This is a genomic window from Imperialibacter roseus (assembly GCF_032999765.1).
Classification (GTDB): Bacteria; Bacteroidota; Bacteroidia; order Cytophagales; family Cyclobacteriaceae; genus Imperialibacter; species Imperialibacter roseus.
Genome location: NZ_CP136051.1, coordinates 5,881,951 through 5,907,210, shown reverse-complemented (window position 1 = coordinate 5,907,210; position 25,260 = coordinate 5,881,951). Strand labels below are relative to the sequence as shown.

Here is a 25,260-nt window from a genome sequence, read left to right as displayed (position 1 = left end):
GAACCCATGAGTTTTTTACGCCCTAAACGTAGAGTAAGTATCAAGGACACTTTTGCTGGCGAAGAAATTTCGTTGATCAGTATCTTTTGGCTTATCTACGAGCGAAAGTTGTTCATTCTCGGTGGGATGGCCGTTTTTTTAGTCGCTGGTATTATTACCGCCAGGACAACACCTACAGAATATGAAGCAAAGGTGGAAATACTGTCTGAGGGGAGTGAAGATGGCTCCTTTGGTGGGCTCAGTGATTTAATTGGGTTGGCGGGAGTTAGAGGTAATTCACGCAGGGGTTCGGCCAGTGCCGGGGGGGTAGATGCTGATATGTTTCCGCAGATTATCTCAAGTACACCATTCTTACTATCATTACTCGATGAGCAGTTTCAATTCAAAAAACCGAAAAAGAAGCTTTCAGTGTATGAGTATTTTGCAACTCCAAGGCCTAAACCCTTTTTTCCTAGGGCTTGGGATTATGTTAAAGACCTTCCAGCTAACATCAAAATTCTGTTTGGATTAGCAAAAGAAAAGCCACTCAAAATTCCAAAAAGGAAAAAGACAGAGATAAAAGGCTATCCAACAATTTTAAGGCTAAACGGTTTCGAAAAAAGGGCAATAGGAGAGTTAAAAAAACGCATCAATATTAGTAGCAGCGGCAGAATCATTACCTTAACGGTAAAAGTGCCCGAGCCTGAAGTTGCCGCGCAATTTAACACGGTAGTGCTGGCCAGGCTAATTGAATATCTTTCGGCCTACAAAACCGAGAAGCTTGTGAGCGACCTCCAGTTCATCAGGCAGAGCCAGGCTGAAGCCGAGGCCAAGTATCTTCAGGCACAGAGAGAGTTGGCGTTTTTTCGAGACACTCATCAAGGGAGATTAACTAAAATAGAGGAAACCAGAGAGCAGCAACTACAGTTTAATTATCAGTTGGTAAATGGGCTCTACGTTACTTTGACGAATCAGTTACAACAAGCTGAAATTCAGGTAAAAAAGGAGACGCCTTTTTTCTCAGATTTTGAACCAGTCACTATTCCCGGCAGCCCTTCTGAGCCAAAGCCAAGCAAAATTGTTACTCTCTATACCGGGCTAGGGGCTGCAGTTGGGCTTTTGTTTATTCTGGGGAGTATTGTTATTGGGTATTTCAAGGAATCCAGAGCCAGTGTTGAAACAGGACATGATACTACCAATGCTTACACTTCTTTGGAATAATTCGAAAAACGAGTAATTTTGTTACTCGTATTGTATGCTTGAACCGCTGATTACATCTAAGACCAGGCTGAAGCTTCTTTTGAAATTCTTCAGCAACTCAAATACCCAGAGCTATCTGCGTAGCTTGGCCGATGAATTTAACGAGTCAACAAATGCTGTTCGGGTAGAGTTGAATCGACTTTCAGACGCTGGCTTTTTACAAAGCCAAACCCGTGGCAATACAATCGTGTACCAGGCGAACAAGCTCCATCCTCTTTTTCCTGAGATTACCGGTATCGTAAGTAAATACCTTGGGCTCGACAGATTGGCCGAACATGTGATTGATCAACTTGGCGATCTGCAGCATGCGTGGGTAGTTGGTGATTATGCACTAGGCAAAGATACCGGGCTGATAGATTTGGTTCTTGTTGGAAACGTTGACCGACAGTATCTTGAAACGCTCATAGTAAAAGCGGAAGGGCTGATTCATCGAAAAATAAGAACCCTTGTGCTGGATTCTCATGAGCTGCCTCTTTTTGAAAAGGAATTGAGGCTAACCCAGGCGATAATTTTATTTACAAGATAGAAGTGAATCCTGTTGTTAAATGAGCTATCAACTAGTACACAAAAACAATGGCAAGTGGTGGACGCCATGTCAACAAGAGAGCGGAAAGCTGTGGCTAACCTAAGCTCTTTGAAAGTTAAAGTCTATTGTCCGCAGAGGGGTCAGGGAAGGTGGAGTGATCGGTTGAAGTGATGGACGAGCGTTTATTTTGATCGTATCGGTTTGTTTGAGGCTGGAAGAGAGAGATTTTGTGTTTGGGGTAACAGGCTTTTTGCGTTGCCTGTTTTGGATGGGAAAGCAGGTCGTGGTAAGAGACCAAGATATTGAGAGACGGTTGCTCACCACGCATGGGTTGACAACTATCGTTAGAGCCTTTTTGAAGCAGACTAAGTTGGTAGGGTTTGTGTATTGAAGGGGAATCTTTCAAAGGCTAGTTAGTCGTCAAAATAGTCGATAGTAGGTCATTACTGGGACTGAAAGAGCGGAGCTGTGCTTCGCTAGTTAGCACTATTAGCAAATAATGTTAGTAAGATATAGATTTTAGAAAATATGAAAACTGCATTAATTACGGGAATTACCGGTCAGGACGGAGCTTACCTGGCAGAGTTGCTTCTGTCAAAAGGCTACCTTGTCCATGGCATCAAAAGGCGTGCATCGCTTTTTAACACAGACAGGATAGATCATCTGTATCAAGACCCCCATGTTGACCATCCAAAGCTTATTTTGCACTATGGTGATATGACAGATTCCATGAATCTGACAAGAATCATACAAGAGACGCAACCAGATGAAATATATAATTTGGCGGCAATGAGCCATGTGAAAGTGAGTTTTGATACACCAGAATACACTGCAAATGCGGACGGCATTGGGACGCTGAGGATTCTTGAGGCCGTAAGGCTTCTCGGTCTTGAAGGTAAAACAAGAATATATCAAGCGTCCACTTCTGAATTGTATGGATTGGTGCAACAAGTGCCTCAGTCAGAGACGACACCTTTTTACCCAAGGTCTCCGTATGCAGTTGCCAAACTTTATGCCTATTGGATAACTGTGAACTACAGGGAAGCATATAATATGTTTGCGTGCAATGGAATTCTATTCAATCATGAGTCCCCCCTTCGTGGCGAAACCTTCGTTACTCGCAAAATCACACGAGCCGTTGCTAAGATCGTTCTTGGTTTACAGCAAGACTTATTCGTTGGTAACCTTGATGCGAGAAGAGACTGGGGACATGCCAAAGACTATGTTGAAGCTATGTGGAGAATTCTTCAACAGGACGTTGCCGAGGACTATGTGATTGCCACCGGGGTTACTACGAGTGTAAGAGACTTTATTAAAATGTCGTTTGCTCACGTTGGGCTTAACCTGGTTTTTCATGGAAATGGCCTAAATGAGGTTGGAGTTCTTGAATCAATGGATTCTGATACATTGATGAAGAAAGTTGGGAATTCAGATCTCCCAGAAGGATTAAAATTAGGGGACACTCTGGTAAAAGTAGATCCACGATATTTTAGGCCAACTGAAGTTGAACTTCTCATTGGAGACCCTGCAAAGGCTCATAGCAAGTTGGGGTGGAAGCCGAAATATCAATTGGAAGGTCTGGTGGAAGAAATGATGGATTCGGATGTTAAGCTTTTTCAAAGAGACATCCATTTGATTAGTGCAGGACACAAGGTTTTAAAACAGGTAGAGTAAGGTGGGCAGCAGTACCAGATATTGGGATAGTATTATTAGGCCAAGGTCAAGTTTGTTTGACCTGCAGCTAATGGACGTGTGGAGATACCGGGATTTACTCCTGATGTTTGTCAAGCGGGACTTTATTTCGTTGTATAAACAGACAATCCTAGGACCACTTTGGTTTCTGATTCAGCCGATTTTTACAATGACGGTTTACGTGATCATTTTTGGTGGATTTGCCAAAATACCGACCGAAGGAGTGCCGGCACCTTTGTTCTACTTATTAGGAATTTTGACTTGGACCTACTTCTTAGACTGCCTTAACAAGACTTCCAACGTATTTCGTGAAAACCAATCAATTTTCGGAAAAGTATATTTTCCAAGACTCATAATGCCCCTAAGCATCGTGATGTCAAGCTTGGTTAGGTTTAGCATTCAGTTGTTTCTTTTTCTTTTAGTGTTCATTTATTTTTGGTTCACAGGATCTGATATAGGACCAAATTCATACATCTTCATTTTTCCAATTCTTATTTTGTTCGTTGCCTGCCTTGGTATGGGCCTGGGAATGATCGTGTCTGCGATGACAACCAAGTATAGAGACATAGCATATCTAGTTGCTTTTGGGTCGCAGCTTTTGATGTACGCTACGCCAGTTGTCTATCCTTTATCCTTTGTTCCAGAAAAATACAAACCAATAATAGCCGCCAATCCCATGACACAGGTAATTGAGGGTGCAAGGTTTGGCTTACTTGGAAAGGGCCATTTTGAACTCATGAATCTTCTTTATCTAGGCGTAATTTCTGTAGTCGTGCTCTTTATTGGTATACTGACCTTTAAGAAAGTAGAAAAAACCTTTGTTGATACCATATGAGTGATGTTGTAATCGACGTAAAGGGCCTTGGAAAGGCTTACCAGCTTGGACAATTTAGTACTGGTACATTAGCTAACGATATTAAACGATGGTGGGCTCTTTCACGTGGCAAAGAGGATCCGTTTTTGAAAATTGGAGAGGCAAATGATAGAAGCAAAAAGGGAGATTCTGATATAGTTTGGAGCCTTAAGGACATTGGCTTCGATATTAAACAGGGTGACTCGGTCGGTATCATTGGCCGAAATGGCGCAGGAAAAAGCACACTATTGAAAGTTCTATCGCACGTAACATCTCCCACAACAGGAATTGTGAAAGTCAAAGGTAGAATTGCCAGCTTGCTGGAAGTCGGTACGGGTTTCCATCCTGAATTGACAGGCAGAGAGAATATTTTTCTGAACGGTGCCATTCTCGGGATGAGCAAAGTCGAAATAAAGTCGAAATTTGACGAGATAGTTGATTTTTCTGGAGTCGAACGATATATAGATACTCCGGTTAAACGCTATTCTTCTGGGATGTATGTTCGTTTGGCATTTGCCGTTGCAGCTCATTTAGAAAGTGAAATTTTAATAGTCGATGAGGTTTTGGCTGTTGGTGACGCAGAGTTCCAAAAGAAGTGTTTGGGTAAAATGGGGCACATAAGCAAAGGAGAAGGCCGAACTGTTCTTTTCGTAAGCCACAACATGAGTGCGGTAACTAATTTGTGCACACAGGGCATCGTGCTTAAAAACGGCCAAATGGAATTCGATGGGTCAATCCAAGGGGCTATGCAAAGTTATTTGCAGCAATTCTCTGAATCTCAAACCCAAGTGAACTACACACCAGAAACCGGGCCTGGCAATGAGTCCGCCAAATTATTAATGGCTAAAGTCTCGGGCGCAAAAAAGAAGGATGTTTTAAGAATAAATGAAGGATTGCTGCTTGAATTTGAGCTGGCTGTAAACAAGCAATTCTCAGGGGAGTATCTGGATATTACTTATCATTTAGTAGACGAACTAGGTAACCTAGTTTTTGTAGCTACTACAGACTCTCACATTGACTGTAAAGGAAAGTTTAAAGCTGCTGCATCGTGTGTTATCCCACCAAATCTTATGAATACTGGCATTTACAATATTAGCCGACTATTGTTAGTTAGGAATAAAGGTCAGGTGCTAACTGAGTTTAATGACGTTATTCAGTTCGAACTAGTTGAACAAGAAAAACAGGAGCTTGGTTGGCGTGGTCAAAAAGAAGGGATTATAAAACCAGACCTTGAATGGGTCATCAATTGATATGATACCAGTAACAAAGCCATTCTTACCCCCAATAGAAGAGTATCAGTCCTTAATTGCTGATGTTTGGCAACGCCAATGGCTTACCAATAACGGGCCTCTTGTAAATGAGCTTGAGCTGCAATTGAAGACGAAATTGGATATTCCCCACCTGTTGTATGTAACAAATGGCACAATTGCCTTACAACTAGCTATTAAGGCTTTAAATCTCCGAGGCGAGATAATAACGACACCTTTTAGTTATGTGGCAACCTGTAGCAGTATCATTTGGGAAGGCTGTACGCCCATTTTTGTTGATATTGATTCAAAGAACTTTAATATAAACCCGGATTTGATTGAAGCTTCAATCACTCCGAAAACTACTGCGATACTGGCTACTCATGTATTTGGAAATGCCTGTGATATCGAGGCGATTGGTAGAATAGCCGACAAGCACAACTTGAAAGTTATCTACGATGCAGCTCATTGCTTTGGAACAACTTATAAGGGACAATCTATTTTTAAATTTGGGGACATAAGTACCACAAGTTTTCACGCTACTAAGCTGTTCCACACGGTCGAAGGTGGAGCTGTTTTTACAAAAGATTCAGACCTGTTAAAGAAACTGGCCTTTCTTAGAAATTTTGGCCATCATGGGCCTAAAGAATTTGAGGAAGTAGGGATCAATGGCAAGAACTCTGAACTGCATGCAGCTATGGGTCTATTGAATCTAAACTATTTAGACGACATTTTACAAAAGAGGAAGCAACAGAGTCTTCATTATATTGAGAAACTAAGACATAGTGTGATCCAATTTCCAACTTTAAACAAGGATACAAAGTATAACTATGCATACTTTCCTGTTGTTTTTCAGAGTGAGGCACAAACACTGAAAGTTATTCAAGATCTCGAAGCCAATAGAATTTCCCCAAGAAGGTATTTTTACCCTTCGTTAAACACCGTCGAACTTTTTGGCAGGTCATCATGCCCTGAAAGTGAATTAATAGCCAGCAAAGTACTTTGCCTCCCGCTCTACCATACCCTCACTTTGACAGATGTAGATTATATATGTCGCATCATTCTGCGAACGATAAACAACTAATATGAAAGTGGCTATCATGCAACCCTACTTTCTCCCATATGTAGGATATTTTCAGTTGATCAATGCGGTTGACAAGTTCGTTATTTACGACAACATCGAATTCACAAAGAAGGGTTGGATCAATCGTAATAGATTTTTGGTTAATGGTAGAGACGAATTTTTCACTTTGCCACTAAAAAAAGACTCTGACTACTTAAGCGTAAAAGATAGGCTTTTGGCTGATTCATTCGAATCTGACAGAGCCAAAATCCTTAGAAAAATAAAGGAAGCTTATCGCAAGGCCCCCTTTGCCGATGAAACATATCCTATGCTGGAGGACATATTTAATTATCAGTCCAAAAACCTCTTCGATTATATTCTCAACTCCGTCCGCATCGTTTGTAATCAATTGGGGATACAGACAGAAATGGTGATTTCTTCCTCCATAGATATCGATCATCAATTAAGGTCAGAGAGCAAAGTAATTGAAATTTGTAAGACACTTGGCGCTAGCGCTTATATTAATCCTATTGGGGGTGTTGAGCTATATTCAAGTTCAAAATTTGCTTTGGATGGGATAGAGTTAAGTTTTTTACAGGCGAATCCTTTTGAGTATTCGCAGTTTGAAAATGCTTTTGTACCGTGGCTCTCTATTTTGGATGTGATGATGTTTGTTTCTGTAGATGAGATAGTTGATCGATTGATCAATAACTATACTTTAGTATCTAACTAAACATGAACTTTAACTGGAAAAAGTTAGGGAGGGTATTTAACCCTTTGGAAATAGAAGGAAGATCTTTTTTAAAAGAATTTGCGCAAGCTCCTTCTGTGGTCGTTTTTGATACTTTCGTTCGAGTATATTTCTCCTGCCGGCCCCCAGCCGACAAGAATGGTCAATACGTAAGCTATTCCGCCTATGTGGATTTAGATAAGAACGACTTGTTCAACATCATTAGGGTTAGCGATGAGCCAATTTTAAAACTTGGTGAGTTAGGCACTTTTGATCAGTTCGGTACTTATCCGGTGTCTGTAGTGAAGTATGGCGAAGAGTATCGTGCTTACTATGCCGGGTGGACAAGGTGTGAATCTGTCCCCTTCAATGTTGCGATTGGGATGGCCGTAAGTCAAAACGAAGGTAAAACTTTTAATAAAATTGGAAACGGCCCGATACTATCTTACAGCCCCGATGAGCCCTTTATTCTGAGTGGGCCAAAAATCAGGTTCCTTAATAACAAATGGTACCTTTTCTATATAGCTGGTCGTAGGTGGGTGCTCGACAATGGGAAGCCCGAACCTGTCTACAAAATCAGATTGGCAACGTCAGAGGACGGGTATTGCTGGACAAAACACAACAGCGACCTAATTCCTGATATACTTGACGAAAATGAGGCCCAGGCAAGCCCCGATGTGATCCTTTTAAACGGAAAATATCATATGTTTTTTTGCTACAGATATGGTACTGGATATAGGGGAAGGGAACGGGGCTACCGGATTGGCTATGCGTCAAGTGATGATTTGCTTAACTGGGAACGAGAAGATGCAAAAGCGGGCATCGATGTTTCCGCAACTGGATGGGATTCAGAAATGGTCAGTTATCCGCATGTTTTTGAACTTGAGGGGAAGGTCTTTATGCTCTACTTGGGGAATCAAGTGGGAAGAGAAGGATTTGGCATTGCTGAATTGATTTAAAGAAGCAGGAGAATGAAGTGGATAAAGAAAGGCAAGCTATTTGATCCTACCAGTCATGGTTTGAATTTTGACTGTAATAACTATGCGCAGTCTCCACAGACAATTGTGTTCAAAGAGCACGTTAGAATATATTTTTCAACCCGAAAGAAAGACCAAACAGGAAAGTTTCTTAGTGAAATAGCATTTGTTGACTTCGATAAGGAGCTAAAGGAACTCATAAACTTTTCGAAAAAGGAGGTGATTCCTCTCGGAAAACTGGGTTGTTTTGATGAGCACGGAATCTTTCCCATTAACCCGTTATTACATAATGGTCAAATCATGGCCTATACATGTGGTTGGAACAGAAGAGTATCGGTATCAGTTGATACCTCAACTGGGTTGGCTATAAGTGACGATAACGGCGATACTTTTAAAAAAATAGGCGACGGCCCAGTGCTTTCATCATCATTGAAAGAGCCGATGCTTGTAGGAGACTCTTTTGTTAAAGTTTTCGACGGCGTTTTTCACATGTGGTATATTTTCGGGAAAAATTGGATAGAAGCGCAAAATGACGAGCCTCCAGCCAGGGTGTATAAAATTGCGCACGCTACTTCAAACGACGGAGTTAGCTGGGAAAAGAAAGACGGCGTTGAAATTATTGGTAGTGTTATCGATGAAAATGAGTGTCAGGCTCTTCCTACAGTCATTAAGCATAGCGGCTATTACCATATGTACTTTTGCTTCAGGCACGCTACCGATTTCCGGAAAAACCCTGAAAGAGGCTATCGACTGGGATACGCATATTCCCATGACCTCGTTAACTGGATCAGAGATGACTCAATAGGAGGAATCGAAAAGTCGGAGAATGGATGGGACTCTGAAATGATGTGTTACCCGCATATTTTTGCTGTTGAGAATAATATTTACCTTCTTTATAATGGCAACGAGTTTGGCAAATACGGGTTTGGGTTGGCACAATTGATCGACATTTAAGAATTCTAAAATTGGTATCAACTGAACTATTTTTTCGAATAAATACTGCTCTGTGGACGGATATTGCCAATCATTTAAATGACTGCAAAGAAAATTTCAGCCCCTGTTTAGACACGAAAGTGAATATTAATGAGTACGCAAATAAAATACGTTCAAATGCCGTCACTTTTGAGGCATGGGCCCAAGACAGGCTTGTTGGCTTAGTCGCAGCATATTTTAATGACGACACTCATGGCATAGGCTACATAACCAACGTTAGTACGGTCAAAGCCTATTTTGGAATGGGTGTTGCAGGTAATTTACTATCCAATTGTATCGAATACGGGAAGGTAAGAAATTACCATAAAATCGGCCTGGAAGTTAATTGTCAGGCAAAGCCTGCAATTCATCTATATAAAAAGCATAATTTTGAAGCCAATCACCGAGACGGTGAAGTATTAAAAATGAGTTTGAAATTGAATAGAAGCATTATGAAAGACAGGGATTATAACAAAGAGTTAAAAGATACCAGCGATCATAAATATGCCTATGATTTCGACTTTGACGTAATGCATGGCTTCATGCTCAAATCGTTTACCAATTTTTTCAGACCTGGGTCTTTACTCGAATTAGGAAGCTTCAAGGGAGACTTTACGAAGAGGCTGATACCCCATTTTGATGATATAACTTGTGTAGAAGCTTCGGATGAGGCTATACAGCTGGCAAAAAAGGAGCTTGGCGGCAAGGTTAAGTTTGTTAATTCGCTGTTTGAGAGTCTTGAATTGAATGAAAAATATGACAACGTCATACTTACTCACGTGCTGGAGCATATCGATGATCCGGTTTTAGTGCTAAAAAAGATAAATGATCAGTGGCTTTCCGACAATGGTAGGCTGTTTCTCGTTTGCCCTAATGCCAACGCACCTTCAAGGCAGATAGCGGTGAAAATGGGGCTTATTTCTCATAATTCTGCCATTACACCTGCGGAAAGTGAGCATGGCCATCGTATTACCTATACACTTGATACTCTTGAGCGAGATGCAAAAGCTGCTGGCTTGAATGTCGTTTTCCGAACGGGCATCTTTTTTAAAGCACTGGCAAACTTTCAATGGGACAGGCTCCTGCAAACGGACATTATAAGCAATGAGTATCTGGAAGGTTGTTACCAGCTTGGGCATCAGTACCCTGACCTTTGTTCAAGTATTTTCCTTCTGTGTGAAAAGGGTAAATAGCTGGTAAATGGATCCTGTTCTTTCAATTTGCTTGATCACCTACAATCATGAAGCTTACATTAGGGATGCACTTGATGGGGTATTTATGCAAAAAGTGAACTTTCCCTTTGAACTCATTATTGCAGATGACTTTTCTACAGACGGAACTCGTGAGATAATCAAGGAGTTCAAGGACAAGCATCCTGAAACAATTAGATTGATTTTCCAGGAGCGAAATGTTGGGCCTGCAAGAAATTGGATGGACTTGATTACCAGCCCGTTAGGCAAATATATTGCTTATTTTGAAGGTGACGATTTCTGGACGGATCCTAATAAGTTGCAAACCCAGATCGATTTTTTAGAAACTAACCCAACTTTCGTTGGCTGTTTTCACAATACCGAGGAGCGATATGAAGGCGACTATACAAAAGCGTCTTTTTTGTATTGTAATTTCAGCGGAGCCAAAGAACATACATTTAGTGATATCACCTTTAGTAATGCAATGCCTACATGTTCGGTCATATTTAAAAACCACCTTATTGATAAATATCCTGACTTTTTTTTCCAGGCAAAGCTGGGAGATTGGCTACTTCATCTTTTGAACGCTCAACATGGCGACTACTACTATATTCCTACTGTAATGGCTGTTCATCGATTGCATGTCAATAGTGTATGGGGTATGCAAGATCATCAGAAAAATGTTTTGAAAATCCAGAACGCATACGAACTTATGATTGATTCCGGATATTTTTCAGATGAACATACGGAGCTTCTTAAAACAGGATTTCAGACTTTTACGACCACACATTTTCCGGTGAAGAAAAGTGTTCTCCAAAAGGTTGCCAAGCGTTTGGCGGATTACTTAAACAGGTATTCCTAACAGAGGTATATGAAGGCAGTCCTGAAAAATATTTATCGACTATTATACCCAGAAAAGCGTGAACCTAGTTCGGTAGAAAAATATGTCAACTATATACAAAAAGAAGAAGACTCGATTCTGAAAAGTGTTGGTCTGAGATTTGATCGAGAGGAAATGTTAGAAAAAAGGCCTTACCTCACAATAGGAAAAAGGTGCCTGATAACTGCTAGTTTCGTTTTTGAAACAGAAAAAGGCGAAGTTGTGATTGGCGACAACGTACATATTGGAGGGGCTACCTTTATTAGCCGAAACAAAATAGAGATCAAAGATGACGTGACATTGGCCTGGGGCATCACAGTTTATGATCACAATTCCCATAGCATACATTGGGAGGAAAGAAAGAACGATAATCATCAATGCTATGAGGACTATATTCAATACAATGGCGATAATCTGGTCAATAAGGATTGGTCAAATGTAGTGAGTAAGCCAATTTTAATTGAAAGCAAAGTGTGGATAGGATTTAATGTTATTATTCTGAAGGGTGTAACTATTGGAGAAGGGTCAGTTATAGGTGCTGGAAGCGTGGTAGCCAAAGACATTCCCCCATGGTCAGTAGCTGTGGGAAATCCGGCCGAGGTTATTCGAACATTAAAAAAGGCAGCTATTAGATGAAAATACTTGTAATTGGCTCGGAAGGATTCATCGGAAAATCATTGGTGAGATATTTGCAGCTTCGTCAACATGACATTTGGTGTGCTGATATTCAAAAAAAAACGGGATGCTCAGAGTACTTTCAGACAATAGCGCCAGAAGCCTTCGATGATATTTTCCAGAATAACCAATTCGAGGTATGTATCAACTGTGCCGGGTCAGCATCTGTCCCATTCAGTATTTCAGAGCCGTTGATCGATTTTACACTCAATGTCCATTTGGTGGCAAACATTCTAAACGCTATTCAAAAATGGAACAATAACTGCAAATTTCTTCAGCTATCAAGCGCCGCTGTTTATGGTAACCCAAAAACTCTTCCAATACCAGAAAATGCTACGCTCTCGCCTGTTTCGCCATATGGAGTACATAAAATGCATGCTGAACAGATCTGTCAGTACTTCTACCGTTATTTTAAAGTGCAAACGGCGATCGTTAGAGTCTTTTCGGCATATGGCACTGGTCTGAAGAAGCAACTTTTTTGGGATGTTTTTAATCGGATTGAGAGCAATGGCAGTCTTCAATTTTTTGGAACTGGAAATGAAACAAGGGACTTCATAAACATTGATGACGTCACACGGGCAATTGGATTTGTTGCTGATAAAGGCACTTTTGAAGGTAATATATACAATCTCGCTGCCGGGAAGCAAACTACAATAAGAGACGCTATCCAAAGCTTTCTTGAAGTCCTGAAATGTGATAGACCGATAACTTTTAGCGGAGAAAATAGGATAGGTGATCCGCTGTTTTGGGAGGCAGATATACGTAAAATTTCAGCGCTAGGATTTTCGCCCCAAGTTTCTTTAAAAGAAGGGTTGAAAAATTACGCATTATGGCTAAAAGGCTGAAAATAGGATTGTTTGTTGATAATTCTGATCTCTGGACAGGTGGACTATATTATATTATCAATATTGTACATGCTCTGAAGTCTTTGCCAAAAGAAAAGCAACCCTGGATTACTCTTTTTTATAAAAGAGACTTCGAATTGACCTTTCTAAAGGAAGTAAACTATCCGTTTATAAATTTTGTAGATGCCTCTAGAAAATACTCTCTTTTTGAAAGAGCAGTTAATAAAATCTGCTACCTTTTCTCGAAGCGGCTTTTTTTCCCTAAGAAATTTCGCTCAACCATAGTAGACGTTATTTATCCGAATGCAGGATTTCATAAGGAGCTCGCAGCCATTCAGAACCAGTTGTGGTGGATCCCCGATTTTCAAGAAAAATATTATCCCGATTTTTTTACTCTTGAAGAGCTAACTCAAAGAAACGAGTGGCAGGAGAAATTGGCAGCTAGCCAATCCGATATTGTCTTTAGTAGTCAGAATGCTCTGAATGACTTCAAGACTTTTTTCCCAGAAAGCAAAGCCACTCTTTATCTGGTGAGATTTGCTGTATCTCATTCAGCCATTGATTTCGAGACTACGTATCAGGAATGCGTCAAAATTTACAACCTACCAGAAAAGTATTTCTTAGTAGCTAACCAATTATGGAAGCATAAAAACCATGCACTAGTAATTGAAGCAATGGAGCTATTGTCAAAAAAGGTCGGTTCAATTAGAATCGTTTTCACCGGCAAAGAGTCGGACTATCGAGATCCTAACCATCCAGTAAGACTAAAAGAAAAAATTTCCGAAAAGGGGTTGCAAAATAATTTCTTGTGGTTGGGGTTTATCCCCAAGGAACACATGCTTACTATTATGAATTACGCTCATGCGGTCATTCAGCCATCATTGTTTGAAGGCTGGAGTACTGTTATCGAGGATGGGAAATCGTTAGGGAAGCATATAATTGCTTCTGATTTACCAGTTCATTTTGAGCAACTGGGAGACAATGGGCTTTTTTTCCAAAAGAATAGCGCAAAGGAACTTGCCTCGCAAATGAAAATTGCGTGGGCAGAATCAAGAAAGTCTATTTCTTATGACTATGAATCGGATGTAATTCGTTTTGGGCGGGACTTTCTAGACGTAGCGACCATGGTTAAAGCTGGTCATGATGTATAAAGTATCGATCATCACGGTAAACCTCAACAACGGACCGGGTCTGGAAAGAACGATTAAGAGCGTTTTGAGTCAAACCTTTTCAGACTTTGAATATTTAGTCATTGATGGGGCCTCAACAGATAGCAGCAGTGAGGTGCTCTCAAGATATAGCAATAGGATTGACTACTGGGTTTCCGAGCCTGACAAGGGTGTTTATCAGGCGATGAATAAAGGAATTCGAGCATCCAGTGGGGACTATGTTTGGTTTCTCAACAGTGGCGATACTTTTGCAGACACGTGTGCGCTTGAGAAGATGATGGCGGCATGCAACGGGGAGGATATCTTATATGGTGACCTCATGCTACAGGAAGGAAAAAAAATGTGGAGGAAGAATTATCCGGACAAGGTCAGGCTGAGCCATTTGCTATTTGAAGCACTTCCACATCCTGCTATGATGGCAAAGCGAGCCCTACTGATCGAATTGAAGGGATTTGATGAAAGCTTACGTATCGTGGCTGATTGGGCTTTCTACACCTTGGCTATTTTTAAGAATAATGCATCTTACAAGCATCTGGCAGAGCCATTGTCCCTTTTTTATTTTGATGGCCTAAGCTCCAAAGTTGAGAATCAGGAGCTGATTGAAAATGAAAAAAGAAAGGTATTGGACAACCACTTCCACAACCTACTACAGGAAATGGAAGATTTGATAAAGTTAAATGCTGTGCGGGACAGGCTGAATCAAAGCAAAACTCTCCGTTTGCTCAACGCTTTCAGAATCCTTAAAATGACCGACATTCTCTGATGCATGAGACTCAGCAGCAGCCTCTTGTTTCGGTAATTGTAATCTGCTACAATCAGGAGGATTATGTTATCCAGACACTTGAAGGCGTCAAAAACCAGTCTTATACCAATATTGAGTGTCTCATAGTGGATGATGGTAGTCAAGACAATACTAAGATGGCTGTCCAACGTTTTTGCGATCACGATCGTCGATTTCGTTATATACACAAAGAGAACGGCGGGCCATCCAGCGCAAGAAATGTGGGTCTGCGATCAAGTCAGGGGATCTATATCCTACCTTTAGACGGCGACGACTATGTGAGCGACCGTTACATTGAATTGGCGGTAGATCGTTTTGCTAAGTTTCCAAACACCGACATGGTTTATTGTAAGGCTGAATTTTTTGGTGAGAGACAAGGCGAATGGGAGCTGAAAGATTATACCTATAGGTCTCTGTTACTCGAGAATTCCATTTTCTGCTCAAGCATATTCAAAACGACCAGAGCAAAGGAAATTTCAGGATATGATGAATCTTTGAAACATGGATATGAAGACTGGGACTTCAATATCAGATATTTGACTTCTTCGTCAAATGTCTACGTCATTCCTGAGACGTGTTTTTTTTATCGAATCAGCAAAAGCTCAAGAGATATTGATTTAAAGGCCAGTGTATCACGGCTAAATGCGACCAGAAAGCAAGTCTTAAAGAAAAACTTCGACATATACTGGAGTGAGTTCGACGACCTCATTGAGGTGATAAAGCATTGGGAGGAAGCGAAAAACAGGGTTCGTTTGCTCGATAGCTTTATTCATAAATCATTTGTCACCCGTTTTTTGTACAGAGTAGTTCGAAGACTTTTTTGAGCTCAGCAGCGTCATCCCGCTTACTTTTGATTGGAGTTATTATACTTAATTTTTTCTCGAGCCACGATACAATCGAGCTCTTTCGATCAATTGTCAAATTAAAGGATTCTTCGCTAGCTGTGATCATTGTAGACAACTCCTGTGATCGTGCTGAGAAAGAGCAGTTGATGAAAGCCATCCCAGCTGAAATGGTTTTTTTTACTCCAAAAAACTTGGGCTACGCAGGAGGCAATAACTTTGGGATGAATATTTTGCTAAAGAATGACGCCATTACGGCTATCGCTTTGCTAAATCCCGACGTAAGAATTGTCGGGAACACTTTTGAAAAACTCAACTGTCACCTTCAGAAGGATGATAGTGTTGCTGCTGTTGGCCCGAGACTGTGCTTAAGGGACAATGTTGACGTCATATACTCAGATGGTGGTTTTTTAGACACAAAGTCGTTCTTCGCACCACGACATTTAAATTTTGGAATCAGCAAACATTCCATAACCGACACGGCTCTTAGCGAGGTAGACTACGTCAATGGGTCGTTTATAATAATGAACGCCAGCGTGCTGAGATCCCTGGGCAATTTCATCGACAAATTCTTTTTGTATTTTGAAGAGACTGAGTGGTGCTACAGAGCAAAAAAGATGGGCTGGAAAGTATTGGTTGACACGTCATGCACAGTATATCAGTCAATGAGTAACCACGGAATGCTGTATGAATATTATATAACAAGAAATAGAATCCTTTTCAACTGGATGTACAACCGCAAGTACCTTCCCCAACTAGTCACCAAAGAAATAAAAGACGCCCTATATATTTTGGTTAAAGGCAAGGATCAAGGGTTTCTTTTCAGGATCAAATATTTCTATACAAAAACCAAAGCCGTCTGTATGGGGGCTTTTAGGTTATAACGACATGATGAAGGCAGTGGTTATCAGGGGCTCGTATTCACATATGGGGGCTCATAGTGGTTACGATAAGTTGTTTAACCATTTGAATGGCTTGGAAAATATTCAGCTGATCAGCGTGTGGCGACCAAAGTACTTTGCTTTTGCTCAAAACTTGCTAAAACCAACCGTTAAACGACTTTTTGGACTTAGTAGGTCAATGCGTTCAAGAGCACCTCAGTATGCTATCGTAGGAGGATTCCTTGCCGAATTGAAAGCCATTTTTTTGGCAAGAATTAACAAAGTGCATGTTATCCACATACTTTACACCGAGGAAAACTACGCCCTCCTGAGCTCCAGCAGGGTGAGAAAACTGCTCCTGAAGAGAATAAAGGTAATTGGCACGGTTCACCAACCAGCTAGCTGGTGGAAGGTTAAGGGTCATCTGAAGTTGTTGAACACCCTCGACGGTATCATCGTGCTCACCGAGCATGATCGGCAATACCTTGAGAGTGAGTTGACAAAGCCGGTAGTATTTATTCCTCACGGAGTCGACGTCGATTTCTTTTGTCCGGACGAGAATGCCCCGAAGCAGCAAAATCAATTTCAGTGCCTGTTTGTAGGAAACTGGCTGAGAAATATCGACTTGTTGGTGGACATCATCGAAATTGCCCATAACAGTGCGTGCACCTTCAAATTCAACATCCTTTATCCAAAAGCAAAAGAAGGGGACGATTGGAGAATGTATCAAATGGCTCGTTTTCAAAATGTTGAATTTTTGCATGCGCTTTCGGATGAAGAGCTGAAAATCCAATACAGAAAGGCCAATGTTTTGCTACTGCCTCTGATCGATTGCAGCGCTAACAATGCGATCCTGGAAGCTATGGCTTGCGGCCTTCCTATCGTAACATCGGACCTGGAGCCAATAAAAAGCTACGTTACCAATGAATTTGCCGCCCTTCTGCCCAATAAATCCCGCAATTTCCTTGCCCAATTGGAGGGATTGGCGACTGGTTCCATGAAGCTAAATGGCTCTGCAGCGGCCAAGTTCGCTGCTACAAATTTCGGTTGGGACAACATTTCCAGAAAAGTTTTGCATTTGTATCAATCATTTGATAGAGCATAGGAAGTATGGTTCAGGGCTCCAGCTTGTCAACACCCATTTTGCTTCTCACTTTCAATAGACTCGAAACTACCAAGCGGGTTCTGGAAGCTATAAGGGAGGTAAAGCCGACTCTCTTGTATCTGGCCTCGGATGGACCCCGATTAGAAAAAGAGTATGAGGCTGAAAAAGTAGCACAAGTCAGAGCATATCTGGACAACGCTATCGATTGGGACTGCGAGGTGAAGAAACTATATCGGGATAGTAACTTAGGCTGTAAAGAATCTGTTTTCAGTTCCATAAAATGGTTTTTTGAGCAAGAGGAATTTGGGATAGTTCTCGAGGATGACTGCCTGCCTTCTGTGTCTTTTTTCCAATTCTGTCAGGAACTGCTCATCAAGTACATTGATGACGAAAGAATTGGGATGATAAGTGGTAGAAATAACTTGGGGGCATATAAAGATGAATGCTTAAGCTATGTTTTTTCGACCGGAGGAAGCATCTGGGGTTGGGCAACCTGGCAGAGAGTTGTGAACCAGTTTGATGTAAATGACAAAACGCTTCTCGACAGTAATCTCTACGAATACCTGCTGAGCGCTACGTCCGATAGAGACGAGTCTCGCTACCTAACTGAGCAGGTTGCCGCCACATTCACAGGGCAGTCGAACACATGGGACTTTCAATGGGGTGTTTTTCAGAAAATCAACTCCATGCTGGCAATAGTTCCAACAAGAAACCTGATCGAGAATATCGGATTTGGAGAAGGAGCAACACACACAGTAAAGGCTGACAATTCTCACAATATAGACGTATTCAATGTCGATTTCCCACTGAAACATCCATCGGTAATTTTGGCTGACAGAACGTTTTCAAAAAAGCTGGCTTCTACCTACCTGCCCCGTGGCCTGAAGCACCATCTAAAAAGGCTGCCATTTGTGCTTGCCGTGTATACAAAACTAAAAGCCGCAGTAGGCAAATGAACGCCATAACTGTGGTAGTTAATTCGCTGGGCACTGGAGGAGCTGAGAAAGTGACGGTGCTGCTTTGCAATTATTTCGTATCCATTGGCTTGAAGGTTGATCTGGTGCTGATCAGATACAGAGGCAAGTATCTACCCCAGCTCGACAAGAGAGTCAACGTGCTACAGACAAACGAACGTCTGATCAGGCTCGGATTCGTGGGCAGGGTCGTTGCTTTGTGGCAGTCTTTAAGAAGGTTAGACAATTCAACGATCCTTTCAATTGGCGAATGGCCAAACGTAACCAGTCCATTTTCCAGAGTTCTGCTTGATTACAAACCCCGCCTAATCCTGTGTGAGCACAATACCAGAACCTTTATCAATCACCCCGAAGAGTATAAACTTTCAAAAATCTATCAGTCGATTGCTCGATCCGCCTATCGCAGGGCTGATGCGATTGTGGCAGTTTCCGAGCAAGTGAAACAGTCGGTTGTCGCTGCGATTCCATCCATCTGCGCCCGAACAGTTGTTATTAATAATCCAATTGATCTTGAAAGAATTAACAGACTCGGGGAAGAGGCGCTTGATCACCGCTGGGTCACTAACAAAAAAACGCCGTTATTAATAGCCGTTGGACGTCTTCAAAGTACCAAGGATTATCCCACCATGTTGAAAGCGATCTCGTACCTTAAGAACGAGCAAAATGAGCTGAGTCATTTGTTGATTCTGGGAGAAGGAGACCTGGCTGAGGAACTTCGGGCAATGACAAGAGAATTAGCTATTGATGAGATTGTTGAATTTATGGGGTTTGTGGAAAATCCTTATAAATACTATTCCCATGCTGATTTGTTTGTTCATTCGGCTATTTATGAGGGGTTTCCGATGGTCTTTATCGAAGCATTTGCCTGTGGGTTATCAATAGCATCAACCGACTGTAACATTCCGAAGGAGATTTTCTACCGGGAAGATATGGAACTGGTAGTACCCATTGGCGACCATCGTTTGCTTGCGCAAGCCATTTCAAAGGGACTTCGCACTAAAAGAGATCCTGAATCTGCCAAGCGCAGGGTCGAAAAATTTAATGTGCATCAAATTGGCAGAGAATATATGCATGTAATTTCTGGCGAGGGAACAAGTAGTTAAAAAGTGGTATAAAATTGACCCAGATCAAAAAAACGCCATTGCGAATCCTTTGGATTGCCCCATATCCGTCAAACCCAAGCGCACATGCGGCTCCGTGGGTTACATCGCTAGCACAAGCCCTGGTAACCTCTGGTGAAGCCGAATTGACCATTCTTTCAACCAGCCCAACACTGGCAGCCGCCGATATTGAAATAAAGAAGGATGGGTACAAGGTTGTACTCTTGAAGACACTGTCGCCAAAGCTGGACATAGTTACTTTCTATTTCTTCAGAATTTTGACTTTACGGAGATGGCTAAAGAAGAATGTTCAGTTATTTGACCTGGTACATATCCACGGCACAGAACATCAGTTTGAAATAGCTGCGAGCAACTTAGGCATCCCTACTGTAGTCAGTATTCAAGGGCTCTTGTTCAAGTACTACAGCCGACTGCCGGAAGCAATATCATCGAAAAAAGCCATTTGGGCCTTAGGTTCGCTATACGAACGGTTCGGAATCAAAAACCATAGCAATTTTATATGCCGCACCCACTGGGACACATCTTCCGTGCAAGCGCTCAACCCCCGGGCGAAGATATTTATTGCTTGGGAAATGATAAGAGAGGAGTTTTTCATTGACGAAGATATTGCGTTTACCGACAATGAAAGCATTCTTTTTTTGGGTGGACTTAACAGCATTAAAGGAATAAAGGAAGCCCTGCTGTCATTTGATTCAATTGCTCAGGCCTCCTCGTTAAAACTCAATATTTTTGGAGATGGAGATACCCGAGGGCTGGAAAACCTGATTGCCACGATGGAACTTGTTAACTGCAAGCCTGGAGTCAACATTTTTCATATGGGACGGGCTGGAGCAAAGCAGATTGTAGACGAGATGAAAAAGAGCAGGTTGTTGCTGCATCCGTCGTACATTGACAATAGCCCAAACAGCATTTGCGAGGCCCAGGTGGTTGGCCTCCCCGTTGTGGCAACCAATGTGGGTGGGGTATCTTCTCTGATCAACCAGGTGGAAACTGGAATACTTGTCGAACTTGAGGTGTTAAGCATTGTCGATGGAATAAAAATGATTATTGACGACAAGCCCTTATCGGAGCGGATATCAAAAAATAGTCGATACCTGGCAAGACAACGCCACAATCCCAACACAGTTCGAAGAGATTATTTGAGTATATATTCCAAACTCTTGACGCATGCTTAGGTTTATTTTGAGAGCTGTTCGGTTTCTATACCGAATCGTCGTTTATCGCCTGCTTGCGGGCCCGTGGAATTGGCTGATGTTAAAATCAAATAAGGTAGCTATTGGCCAACGTTCGACGATTAACGGATTTATCTCAGTAGAGTGTGCTCCAGGTAGCGTGGTGTCAATTGGGACAGATTTCAGGGTCAATAGTGGATCATTCTTCAATAATATTGGTCGGCAGCAGCAAACTTCCCTGATATGCCGGGAAGGGGGCCTACTTACAATCGGCGACAATGTTGGGATAAGCGCCTCAACCATTGTTTGTCATGAAAGTGTAACAATTGGTAGCAATGTCAGGTTTGGGGGCAACTGTGTGGTTTATGATACGGACTTCCATTCACTCAAAGCTGCCGAAAGAACGAGTTTGCCTGAAAACAAGAGCAACATTAGTAAGCGACCAGTAAGTATTGGCGACAATGCGTTTATCGGAGCGCACTCCACATTGTTAAAAGGAACCATTGTAGGGGAGAATTCCATAATTGGTGCCTGCTCAGTGGTGAGAGGAGCCACCATCCCAGCCAATGAAGTCTGGGCGGGTAACCCTGCAGTGTTTATTAAACGGCTGAATACGTGAAGATTACGCCTAAGGTGAGTGTTATCACTGTAGTGTATAATGCAGGCTCACTCTTTCGGGAGACATTGCAGAGTGTTGCCCAGCAAACTCATCCAGATATTGAGTATGTAGTGATTGACGGTGGGTCTACAGATGGAACAATAGAGCTAATTGAGGCAAACTTAACTAATATAGACTTTTTTGTCAGTGAAAAAGACAAGGGTATATATGACGCAATGAACAAGGGCATAAGGGCATCTAATGGCGAATGGTTAATTTTTTTGAACGCTGGTGACACATTTGCCAGCGCTGATACCGTCGAAAAATGCATGCAGGCGTTGGGCGAAGACACAGAGATAGTATATGGGTCGGCAGCTTTAAATGGGCCAACCATCGATCGAGTGCTTAAACCTAAGCAGTTCAACTTAGGGAACCTGATTTTTTGGGGAACAAGGACGTTATGTCATCAGAGTATATTTGTTAACCGCAGTATTGTTGCCGAATATGACGATTCGTTGAGATTGAAAGGAGAATTAGATTGGTACTTTAAACTGCTAAAAAAAGTCAAAACTAAGCCCATCAGGAAGAATCTTGTGGTTTGTCGCTACCTTCTGGGCGGAGTGGGAGAACAGCGGTTAATGCAAAACGCCGCTGAAACCCTGAAAGTCCTTTTTGCCAATGCAGGAATATTCGGTGTACTTGGAATACCTGTATTGCTCTACAAAATCCTTGCAACAAGATTCCTCCGATGATGATCAGTTTCATAATGCCAGCTAAGAACGTCTCTCGTTACATTGCTGAGGCCGTAGAGCCACTGACAAACGAGAGCAACATTTTGTGGGAACTTATCGTGGTAGATGATCATTCGGATGACTCAACGTTCGATTTGCTGGTAAATATGAGCCGGAACGATAAAAGGATAAAAGCCTTCCGGAATCCGGGTAAAGGGAAGGTGCAGGCGTTAAATTTTGGATACCAGCAGTCAATAGGGGAAATTATCAAGTGCATCGATTCAGATGACGTTTTGCTTCCTGATTTTTTTAAGTTCGGTGAATCGTTACGTAAGTATAGGGCGCACTGTCACGATTTCATTCTAGTGGATGAAGCTTTAAAATACCTGGGCCCGTACTACATCAATCCTGCATTCCTAAAGCTCGACTATCAGTTGGTGCTAAGCCAGTTGATTAGCTTGCCAAGGTGCACATGGTCGTTTCACAGAGAGGTTGCACAAAGAATATTTCCTATGCCGGATGAACTCCCTTTTGAGGACGTTTGGTTTTCGCTGGTTATCAAACGGGAAGTGACGGAGATTAAATACATCAGGGAGAAATTGTACCTATATAGGCAGCATGACGGGCAGACTTTTGGAGGTATACTCAATTACCAAAAGGAGAAAATCCAGTTTAGGGCACGCCGAATGCTTATGCTGATCAAAGTTCTAAAAAAAAATCAAGCTCTGCTTGGCTACGACACCCCAGATGTGTTCGACTACTCTGTCGAATACAATTCGCTCATGGCAGAAAGTGTCAGTGTCAGAAACATTATTTTCTCTGAATTGAAAGTGATTCACAAAGCAAAGCTCATACTGATTTGTTTTTTTCCTGCAGTGGCGTCGCTAGTTACCCGGCTCAAATGGAGGATTGATCGTTTAAAAAGGTAACTTTGGAGCAAAGGCATTTTGCGGCGATTTTATAACCAAGTTGATTGATTAAATGATCCTGAGTATTAACATAGGGAGGAGAAAGATAAAGTTTGAGCTGCCATTTATATTTTTATGTCTGTCTGTCTTGCTTTTGCCAATCAACATAGAGGTGGCTGGCCCGCTAAGGATAAATGATATTTTTTTGACATTGGCGCTGATAAGTGTAGCGCATAAAATAAAATTCTCCCGGCAGGTGTTTCACGTGATTATGGCGTTGATCATTATCCTTTCTATCAGCAGCGCATTGGGGCTTTGGGCCTATGGCATCAAAAATCTACAAAACATCGGTTTTATTTATAAGTTTTTGGTGCCCCTGTTCCCCCTGCTTATCATCAGTTCTATAACAATGACACCTGAGAGGATTCGATTGTTGCATAGACTCCTGTTGTGGGTATTCATTGCCCTTACTGCCTGGGTCTACCTTTTTTTGGTTCTTCGCTTGTCAGGCATGTTGTATGGTTCGCTCAGGCCAAGTTTTCCTTTTTCAAACGATCCCTATCTAACTGATGCCCATCTGTATTCTTGTTTTTTAGCAATGGGATTGGTGATGTATAATTTTTATTGGAAAAAGTATTTCCGCCACGGAGCTATTTTTTCATTTTTTATCAATGTTATCTCTCTCCCCGCAATTGTACTTACGGGTTCAAAGACTGGGATAGTGGTGGTCATATTTGCTCAAGTGGTGTCGCTTATTGTCGACTACAGAAATATCTTTCAGGTAAAAAAGACCTCTTTTGTTGTTGGGGTTCTGCTTATTGGCGTATTTACTTATTTAGTCATTTCGGTGTCCTTTGACACTACTATTTTACGCCTTGCGGAGAGAGCACTGGATATTCAGGGGGGAGGCGACAGCTCAGCTAGCAGGATAAGGAAGTTACTGCTGTCATTTGATCAAAGCTCAGGAACCTTTTTGATTTTTGGAGTGGGGCTTGTTTCAAATTTCGTAACCTGGTACGATGGCCTTATCGGCTCTACCAATGGCTTCATGGGCCTTGCCGGTTTGATGCTCCTTGCCTATGTGGTTGTACAGCTCTTGCGGGTGAATTACTACGAAGCGAAAAGAAACCAAAAGCAGCAGTATTTTATTCCGTTCGCCATTGTTACCATCTCGTATCTTCTAGCGAATTTGATCACGGAATACTACCTCGTGACAAGGGGAGTGCTGCCTGTTGCCATCTTCCTGGTTCTTTTACATTATTTGATTAAGCAGCCAGCTGAAATAGAATTGGAAAAAGCTTCGAACCACCACTCCTGATGACCATCAGCATAATCACTGTAGTATACAATAACAGGCAGTTCATCGAGGGGTGTATCAATTCGGTGATTGGTCAGGAACATAAGGGCGTGGAGTACATTATTGTTGATGGAGGCTCAACTGATGGGACACTGGAAATCATTAATAAGTATGCCTCGAAGATAACCTCTTTCATAAGCGAACCGGATCAGGGAATTTATGATGCGATGAACAAAGGAATAGGCCTGGCCACCGGCGAGGTTGTGGGCATATTGAATGCCGACGATTTCTATGTGAACCATGACGTGCTTTCCAAAGTTGCATCAACTTTTATCAGCGACAGTGGGATTGACGCCTTGTATGCCGACGTGGAGTATGTGAGGCGGGACAACCCCAACAGGGTGGTACGGAAATGGCATAGCGGGGCATATAAAAGAGAAAGATTCTACTATGGCTGGTCCCCACCCCACCCCACCTTCTTTGTGCGGAAAGAGGTATTCCAAAAGCATGGCCATTATAATACCGACCTCAAAATTGCCGCTGATTACGAAATGATGCTCAGGGTTTTGTTTGTTAACCAAGTGCGCTGTGCTTACTTACCCGAGGTAATTATCAAAATGAGAGACGGGGGGGTGAGTAACAAGTCAATAAAGAATAGGATTCAAGCTAACCGGGAAGACGGTATTGCTTGGAAGATCAACAATGTTACTCCCAGGCGATATACTCTGGGAATGAAGCCGCTAAGAAAAGTAGGGCAATTCTTTTGAGTTTAACTTCAATTGGTTGTCGCTT

General features: G+C 41.9%; 26 protein-coding genes. All 26 read left to right on the top strand.

Features of this window, described 5'->3' with window-relative positions; translation table 11 throughout:
* Window positions 1-6: 6 nt before the first annotated feature.
* The 26 genes from RT717_RS24825 (at window position 7) to RT717_RS24700 (ending at window position 25,235) form a co-directional block, all read left to right on the top strand.
* Complete coding sequence (locus tag RT717_RS24825; protein WP_317489029.1) at window positions 7-1,200, top strand: GumC domain-containing protein; 1,194 nt, start codon at window positions 7-9, stop codon at window positions 1,198-1,200.
* 34 nt (window positions 1,201-1,234) lie between these two features.
* The gene (locus RT717_RS24820) at window positions 1,235-1,765 is read left to right on the top strand and encodes an ArsR family transcriptional regulator (RefSeq protein WP_317489028.1); all 531 of its coding nucleotides are present in this window, start codon (window positions 1,235-1,237) and stop codon (window positions 1,763-1,765) included.
* Window positions 1,766-2,293: 528 nt separating this feature from the next.
* Window positions 2,294-3,439, top strand: coding sequence for a GDP-mannose 4,6-dehydratase (gene gmd / locus RT717_RS24815; protein WP_317489027.1), 1,146 nt, complete (start codon window positions 2,294-2,296; stop codon window positions 3,437-3,439).
* Between the two features lie 70 nt (window positions 3,440-3,509).
* Complete coding sequence (locus RT717_RS24810; protein ID WP_317492383.1) at window positions 3,510-4,292, top strand: ABC transporter permease; 783 nt, start codon at window positions 3,510-3,512, stop codon at window positions 4,290-4,292.
* Window positions 4,289-5,560, top strand: a complete 1,272-nt coding sequence (locus tag RT717_RS24805) for an ABC transporter ATP-binding protein (RefSeq protein WP_317489026.1) — start codon at window positions 4,289-4,291, stop codon at window positions 5,558-5,560. Before RT717_RS24810 ends, RT717_RS24805 begins: the two co-directional genes overlap by 4 nt.
* Before the next feature lies 1 nt (window position 5,561).
* The gene (locus RT717_RS24800) at window positions 5,562-6,641 is read left to right on the top strand and encodes a DegT/DnrJ/EryC1/StrS family aminotransferase (protein WP_317489025.1); all 1,080 of its coding nucleotides are present in this window, start codon (window positions 5,562-5,564) and stop codon (window positions 6,639-6,641) included.
* A 1-nt stretch (window position 6,642) separates the two neighbouring features.
* A complete protein-coding gene (locus RT717_RS24795) occupies window positions 6,643-7,353 on the top strand; it encodes a WbqC family protein (protein ID WP_317489024.1) in 711 nt (236 codons plus the stop codon).
* Window positions 7,354-7,355: 2 nt separating this feature from the next.
* Entirely contained in the window at window positions 7,356-8,309 is a 954-nt protein-coding gene (locus RT717_RS24790) for a glycoside hydrolase family protein (protein ID WP_317489023.1), read from the top strand.
* Between the two features lie 12 nt (window positions 8,310-8,321).
* A complete protein-coding gene (locus RT717_RS24785) occupies window positions 8,322-9,281 on the top strand; it encodes a glycoside hydrolase family protein (RefSeq protein ID WP_317489022.1) in 960 nt (319 codons plus the stop codon).
* A gap of 11 nt (window positions 9,282-9,292) precedes the next feature.
* Window positions 9,293-10,492, top strand: a complete 1,200-nt coding sequence (locus RT717_RS24780) for a GNAT family N-acetyltransferase (RefSeq protein WP_317489021.1) — start codon at window positions 9,293-9,295, stop codon at window positions 10,490-10,492.
* A gap of 7 nt (window positions 10,493-10,499) precedes the next feature.
* Window positions 10,500-11,351, top strand: coding sequence for a glycosyltransferase (locus tag RT717_RS24775; RefSeq protein WP_317489020.1), 852 nt, complete (start codon window positions 10,500-10,502; stop codon window positions 11,349-11,351).
* 9 nt (window positions 11,352-11,360) lie between these two features.
* Complete coding sequence (locus RT717_RS24770; RefSeq protein ID WP_317489019.1) at window positions 11,361-12,005, top strand: acyltransferase; 645 nt, start codon at window positions 11,361-11,363, stop codon at window positions 12,003-12,005.
* Window positions 12,002-12,889, top strand: coding sequence for an NAD-dependent epimerase/dehydratase family protein (locus RT717_RS24765; RefSeq protein ID WP_317489018.1), 888 nt, complete (start codon window positions 12,002-12,004; stop codon window positions 12,887-12,889). Before RT717_RS24770 ends, RT717_RS24765 begins: the two co-directional genes overlap by 4 nt.
* Complete coding sequence (locus RT717_RS24760; RefSeq protein WP_317489017.1) at window positions 12,874-14,040, top strand: glycosyltransferase family 4 protein; 1,167 nt, start codon at window positions 12,874-12,876, stop codon at window positions 14,038-14,040. Before RT717_RS24765 ends, RT717_RS24760 begins: the two co-directional genes overlap by 16 nt.
* Window positions 14,030-14,821 (top strand): glycosyltransferase family 2 protein, encoded by a 792-nt coding sequence (locus RT717_RS24755; protein ID WP_317489016.1) that lies wholly within the window; start codon window positions 14,030-14,032, stop codon window positions 14,819-14,821. Before RT717_RS24760 ends, RT717_RS24755 begins: the two co-directional genes overlap by 11 nt.
* A complete protein-coding gene (locus RT717_RS24750; RefSeq protein ID WP_317489015.1) occupies window positions 14,821-15,663 on the top strand; it encodes a glycosyltransferase family 2 protein in 843 nt (280 codons plus the stop codon). Before RT717_RS24755 ends, RT717_RS24750 begins: the two co-directional genes overlap by 1 nt.
* 119 nt (window positions 15,664-15,782) lie before the next feature.
* Entirely contained in the window at window positions 15,783-16,565 is a 783-nt protein-coding gene (locus RT717_RS24745) for a glycosyltransferase family protein (RefSeq protein WP_394854107.1), read from the top strand.
* Between the two features lie 196 nt (window positions 16,566-16,761).
* The gene (locus RT717_RS24740; RefSeq protein WP_317489013.1) at window positions 16,762-17,667 is read left to right on the top strand and encodes a glycosyltransferase family 4 protein; all 906 of its coding nucleotides are present in this window, start codon (window positions 16,762-16,764) and stop codon (window positions 17,665-17,667) included.
* 5 nt (window positions 17,668-17,672) lie between these two features.
* Window positions 17,673-18,623, top strand: coding sequence for a nucleotide-diphospho-sugar transferase (locus RT717_RS24735; RefSeq protein ID WP_317489012.1), 951 nt, complete (start codon window positions 17,673-17,675; stop codon window positions 18,621-18,623).
* Window positions 18,620-19,744 carry a glycosyltransferase gene (locus RT717_RS24730; RefSeq protein ID WP_317489011.1) on the top strand — a complete coding sequence of 375 codons (1,125 nt, stop codon included), beginning with the start codon at window positions 18,620-18,622 and terminating at the stop codon, window positions 19,742-19,744. The genes RT717_RS24735 and RT717_RS24730 overlap by 4 nt, the downstream gene beginning before the upstream one ends.
* A gap of 14 nt (window positions 19,745-19,758) precedes the next feature.
* Entirely contained in the window at window positions 19,759-20,937 is a 1,179-nt protein-coding gene (locus RT717_RS24725) for a glycosyltransferase family 4 protein (RefSeq protein WP_317489010.1), read from the top strand.
* On the top strand, window positions 20,930-21,553 hold the full coding sequence (locus RT717_RS24720; protein ID WP_317489009.1) for an acyltransferase: 624 nt from the start codon (window positions 20,930-20,932) through the stop codon (window positions 21,551-21,553). The genes RT717_RS24725 and RT717_RS24720 overlap by 8 nt, the downstream gene beginning before the upstream one ends.
* Before the next feature lie 14 nt (window positions 21,554-21,567).
* Window positions 21,568-22,284, top strand: coding sequence for a glycosyltransferase family 2 protein (locus tag RT717_RS24715; RefSeq protein ID WP_317489008.1), 717 nt, complete (start codon window positions 21,568-21,570; stop codon window positions 22,282-22,284).
* 14 nt (window positions 22,285-22,298) lie between these two features.
* On the top strand, window positions 22,299-23,192 hold the full coding sequence (locus RT717_RS24710; RefSeq protein WP_317489007.1) for a glycosyltransferase family 2 protein: 894 nt from the start codon (window positions 22,299-22,301) through the stop codon (window positions 23,190-23,192).
* Between the two features lie 52 nt (window positions 23,193-23,244).
* Complete coding sequence (locus tag RT717_RS24705) at window positions 23,245-24,489, top strand: hypothetical protein (RefSeq protein ID WP_317489006.1); 1,245 nt, start codon at window positions 23,245-23,247, stop codon at window positions 24,487-24,489.
* Window positions 24,489-25,235 (top strand): glycosyltransferase family 2 protein, encoded by a 747-nt coding sequence (locus RT717_RS24700; protein WP_317489005.1) that lies wholly within the window; start codon window positions 24,489-24,491, stop codon window positions 25,233-25,235. Before RT717_RS24705 ends, RT717_RS24700 begins: the two co-directional genes overlap by 1 nt.
* Window positions 25,236-25,260 lie beyond the last annotated feature (25 nt).

Bases quoted from the DNA above. Each gene is read 5' to 3' on its own strand.
- RT717_RS24825 (WP_317489029.1), top strand. From the start codon at position 7: ATGAGTTTTTTACGCCCTAAACGTAGAGTAAGTATCAAGGACACTTTT.
- RT717_RS24820 (WP_317489028.1), top strand. From the start codon at position 1,235: ATGCTTGAACCGCTGATTACATCTAAGACCAGGCTGAAGCTTCTTTTG.
- gmd (WP_317489027.1), top strand. From the start codon at position 2,294: ATGAAAACTGCATTAATTACGGGAATTACCGGTCAGGACGGAGCTTAC.
- RT717_RS24810 (WP_317492383.1), top strand. From the start codon at position 3,510: ATGGACGTGTGGAGATACCGGGATTTACTCCTGATGTTTGTCAAGCGG.
- RT717_RS24805 (WP_317489026.1), top strand. From the start codon at position 4,289: ATGAGTGATGTTGTAATCGACGTAAAGGGCCTTGGAAAGGCTTACCAG.
- RT717_RS24800 (WP_317489025.1), top strand. From the start codon at position 5,562: ATGATACCAGTAACAAAGCCATTCTTACCCCCAATAGAAGAGTATCAG.
- RT717_RS24795 (WP_317489024.1), top strand. From the start codon at position 6,643: ATGAAAGTGGCTATCATGCAACCCTACTTTCTCCCATATGTAGGATAT.
- RT717_RS24790 (WP_317489023.1), top strand. From the start codon at position 7,356: ATGAACTTTAACTGGAAAAAGTTAGGGAGGGTATTTAACCCTTTGGAA.
- RT717_RS24785 (WP_317489022.1), top strand. From the start codon at position 8,322: ATGAAGTGGATAAAGAAAGGCAAGCTATTTGATCCTACCAGTCATGGT.
- RT717_RS24775 (WP_317489020.1), top strand. From the start codon at position 10,500: ATGGATCCTGTTCTTTCAATTTGCTTGATCACCTACAATCATGAAGCT.
- RT717_RS24770 (WP_317489019.1), top strand. From the start codon at position 11,361: ATGAAGGCAGTCCTGAAAAATATTTATCGACTATTATACCCAGAAAAG.
- RT717_RS24765 (WP_317489018.1), top strand. From the start codon at position 12,002: ATGAAAATACTTGTAATTGGCTCGGAAGGATTCATCGGAAAATCATTG.
- RT717_RS24760 (WP_317489017.1), top strand. From the start codon at position 12,874: ATGGCTAAAAGGCTGAAAATAGGATTGTTTGTTGATAATTCTGATCTC.
- RT717_RS24755 (WP_317489016.1), top strand. From the start codon at position 14,030: ATGATGTATAAAGTATCGATCATCACGGTAAACCTCAACAACGGACCG.
- RT717_RS24750 (WP_317489015.1), top strand. From the start codon at position 14,821: ATGCATGAGACTCAGCAGCAGCCTCTTGTTTCGGTAATTGTAATCTGC.
- RT717_RS24740 (WP_317489013.1), top strand. From the start codon at position 16,762: ATGCGTTCAAGAGCACCTCAGTATGCTATCGTAGGAGGATTCCTTGCC.
- RT717_RS24735 (WP_317489012.1), top strand. From the start codon at position 17,673: ATGGTTCAGGGCTCCAGCTTGTCAACACCCATTTTGCTTCTCACTTTC.
- RT717_RS24730 (WP_317489011.1), top strand. From the start codon at position 18,620: ATGAACGCCATAACTGTGGTAGTTAATTCGCTGGGCACTGGAGGAGCT.
- RT717_RS24720 (WP_317489009.1), top strand. From the start codon at position 20,930: ATGCTTAGGTTTATTTTGAGAGCTGTTCGGTTTCTATACCGAATCGTC.
- RT717_RS24710 (WP_317489007.1), top strand. From the start codon at position 22,299: ATGCCAGCTAAGAACGTCTCTCGTTACATTGCTGAGGCCGTAGAGCCA.
- RT717_RS24705 (WP_317489006.1), top strand. From the start codon at position 23,245: ATGATCCTGAGTATTAACATAGGGAGGAGAAAGATAAAGTTTGAGCTG.
- RT717_RS24700 (WP_317489005.1), top strand. From the start codon at position 24,489: ATGACCATCAGCATAATCACTGTAGTATACAATAACAGGCAGTTCATC.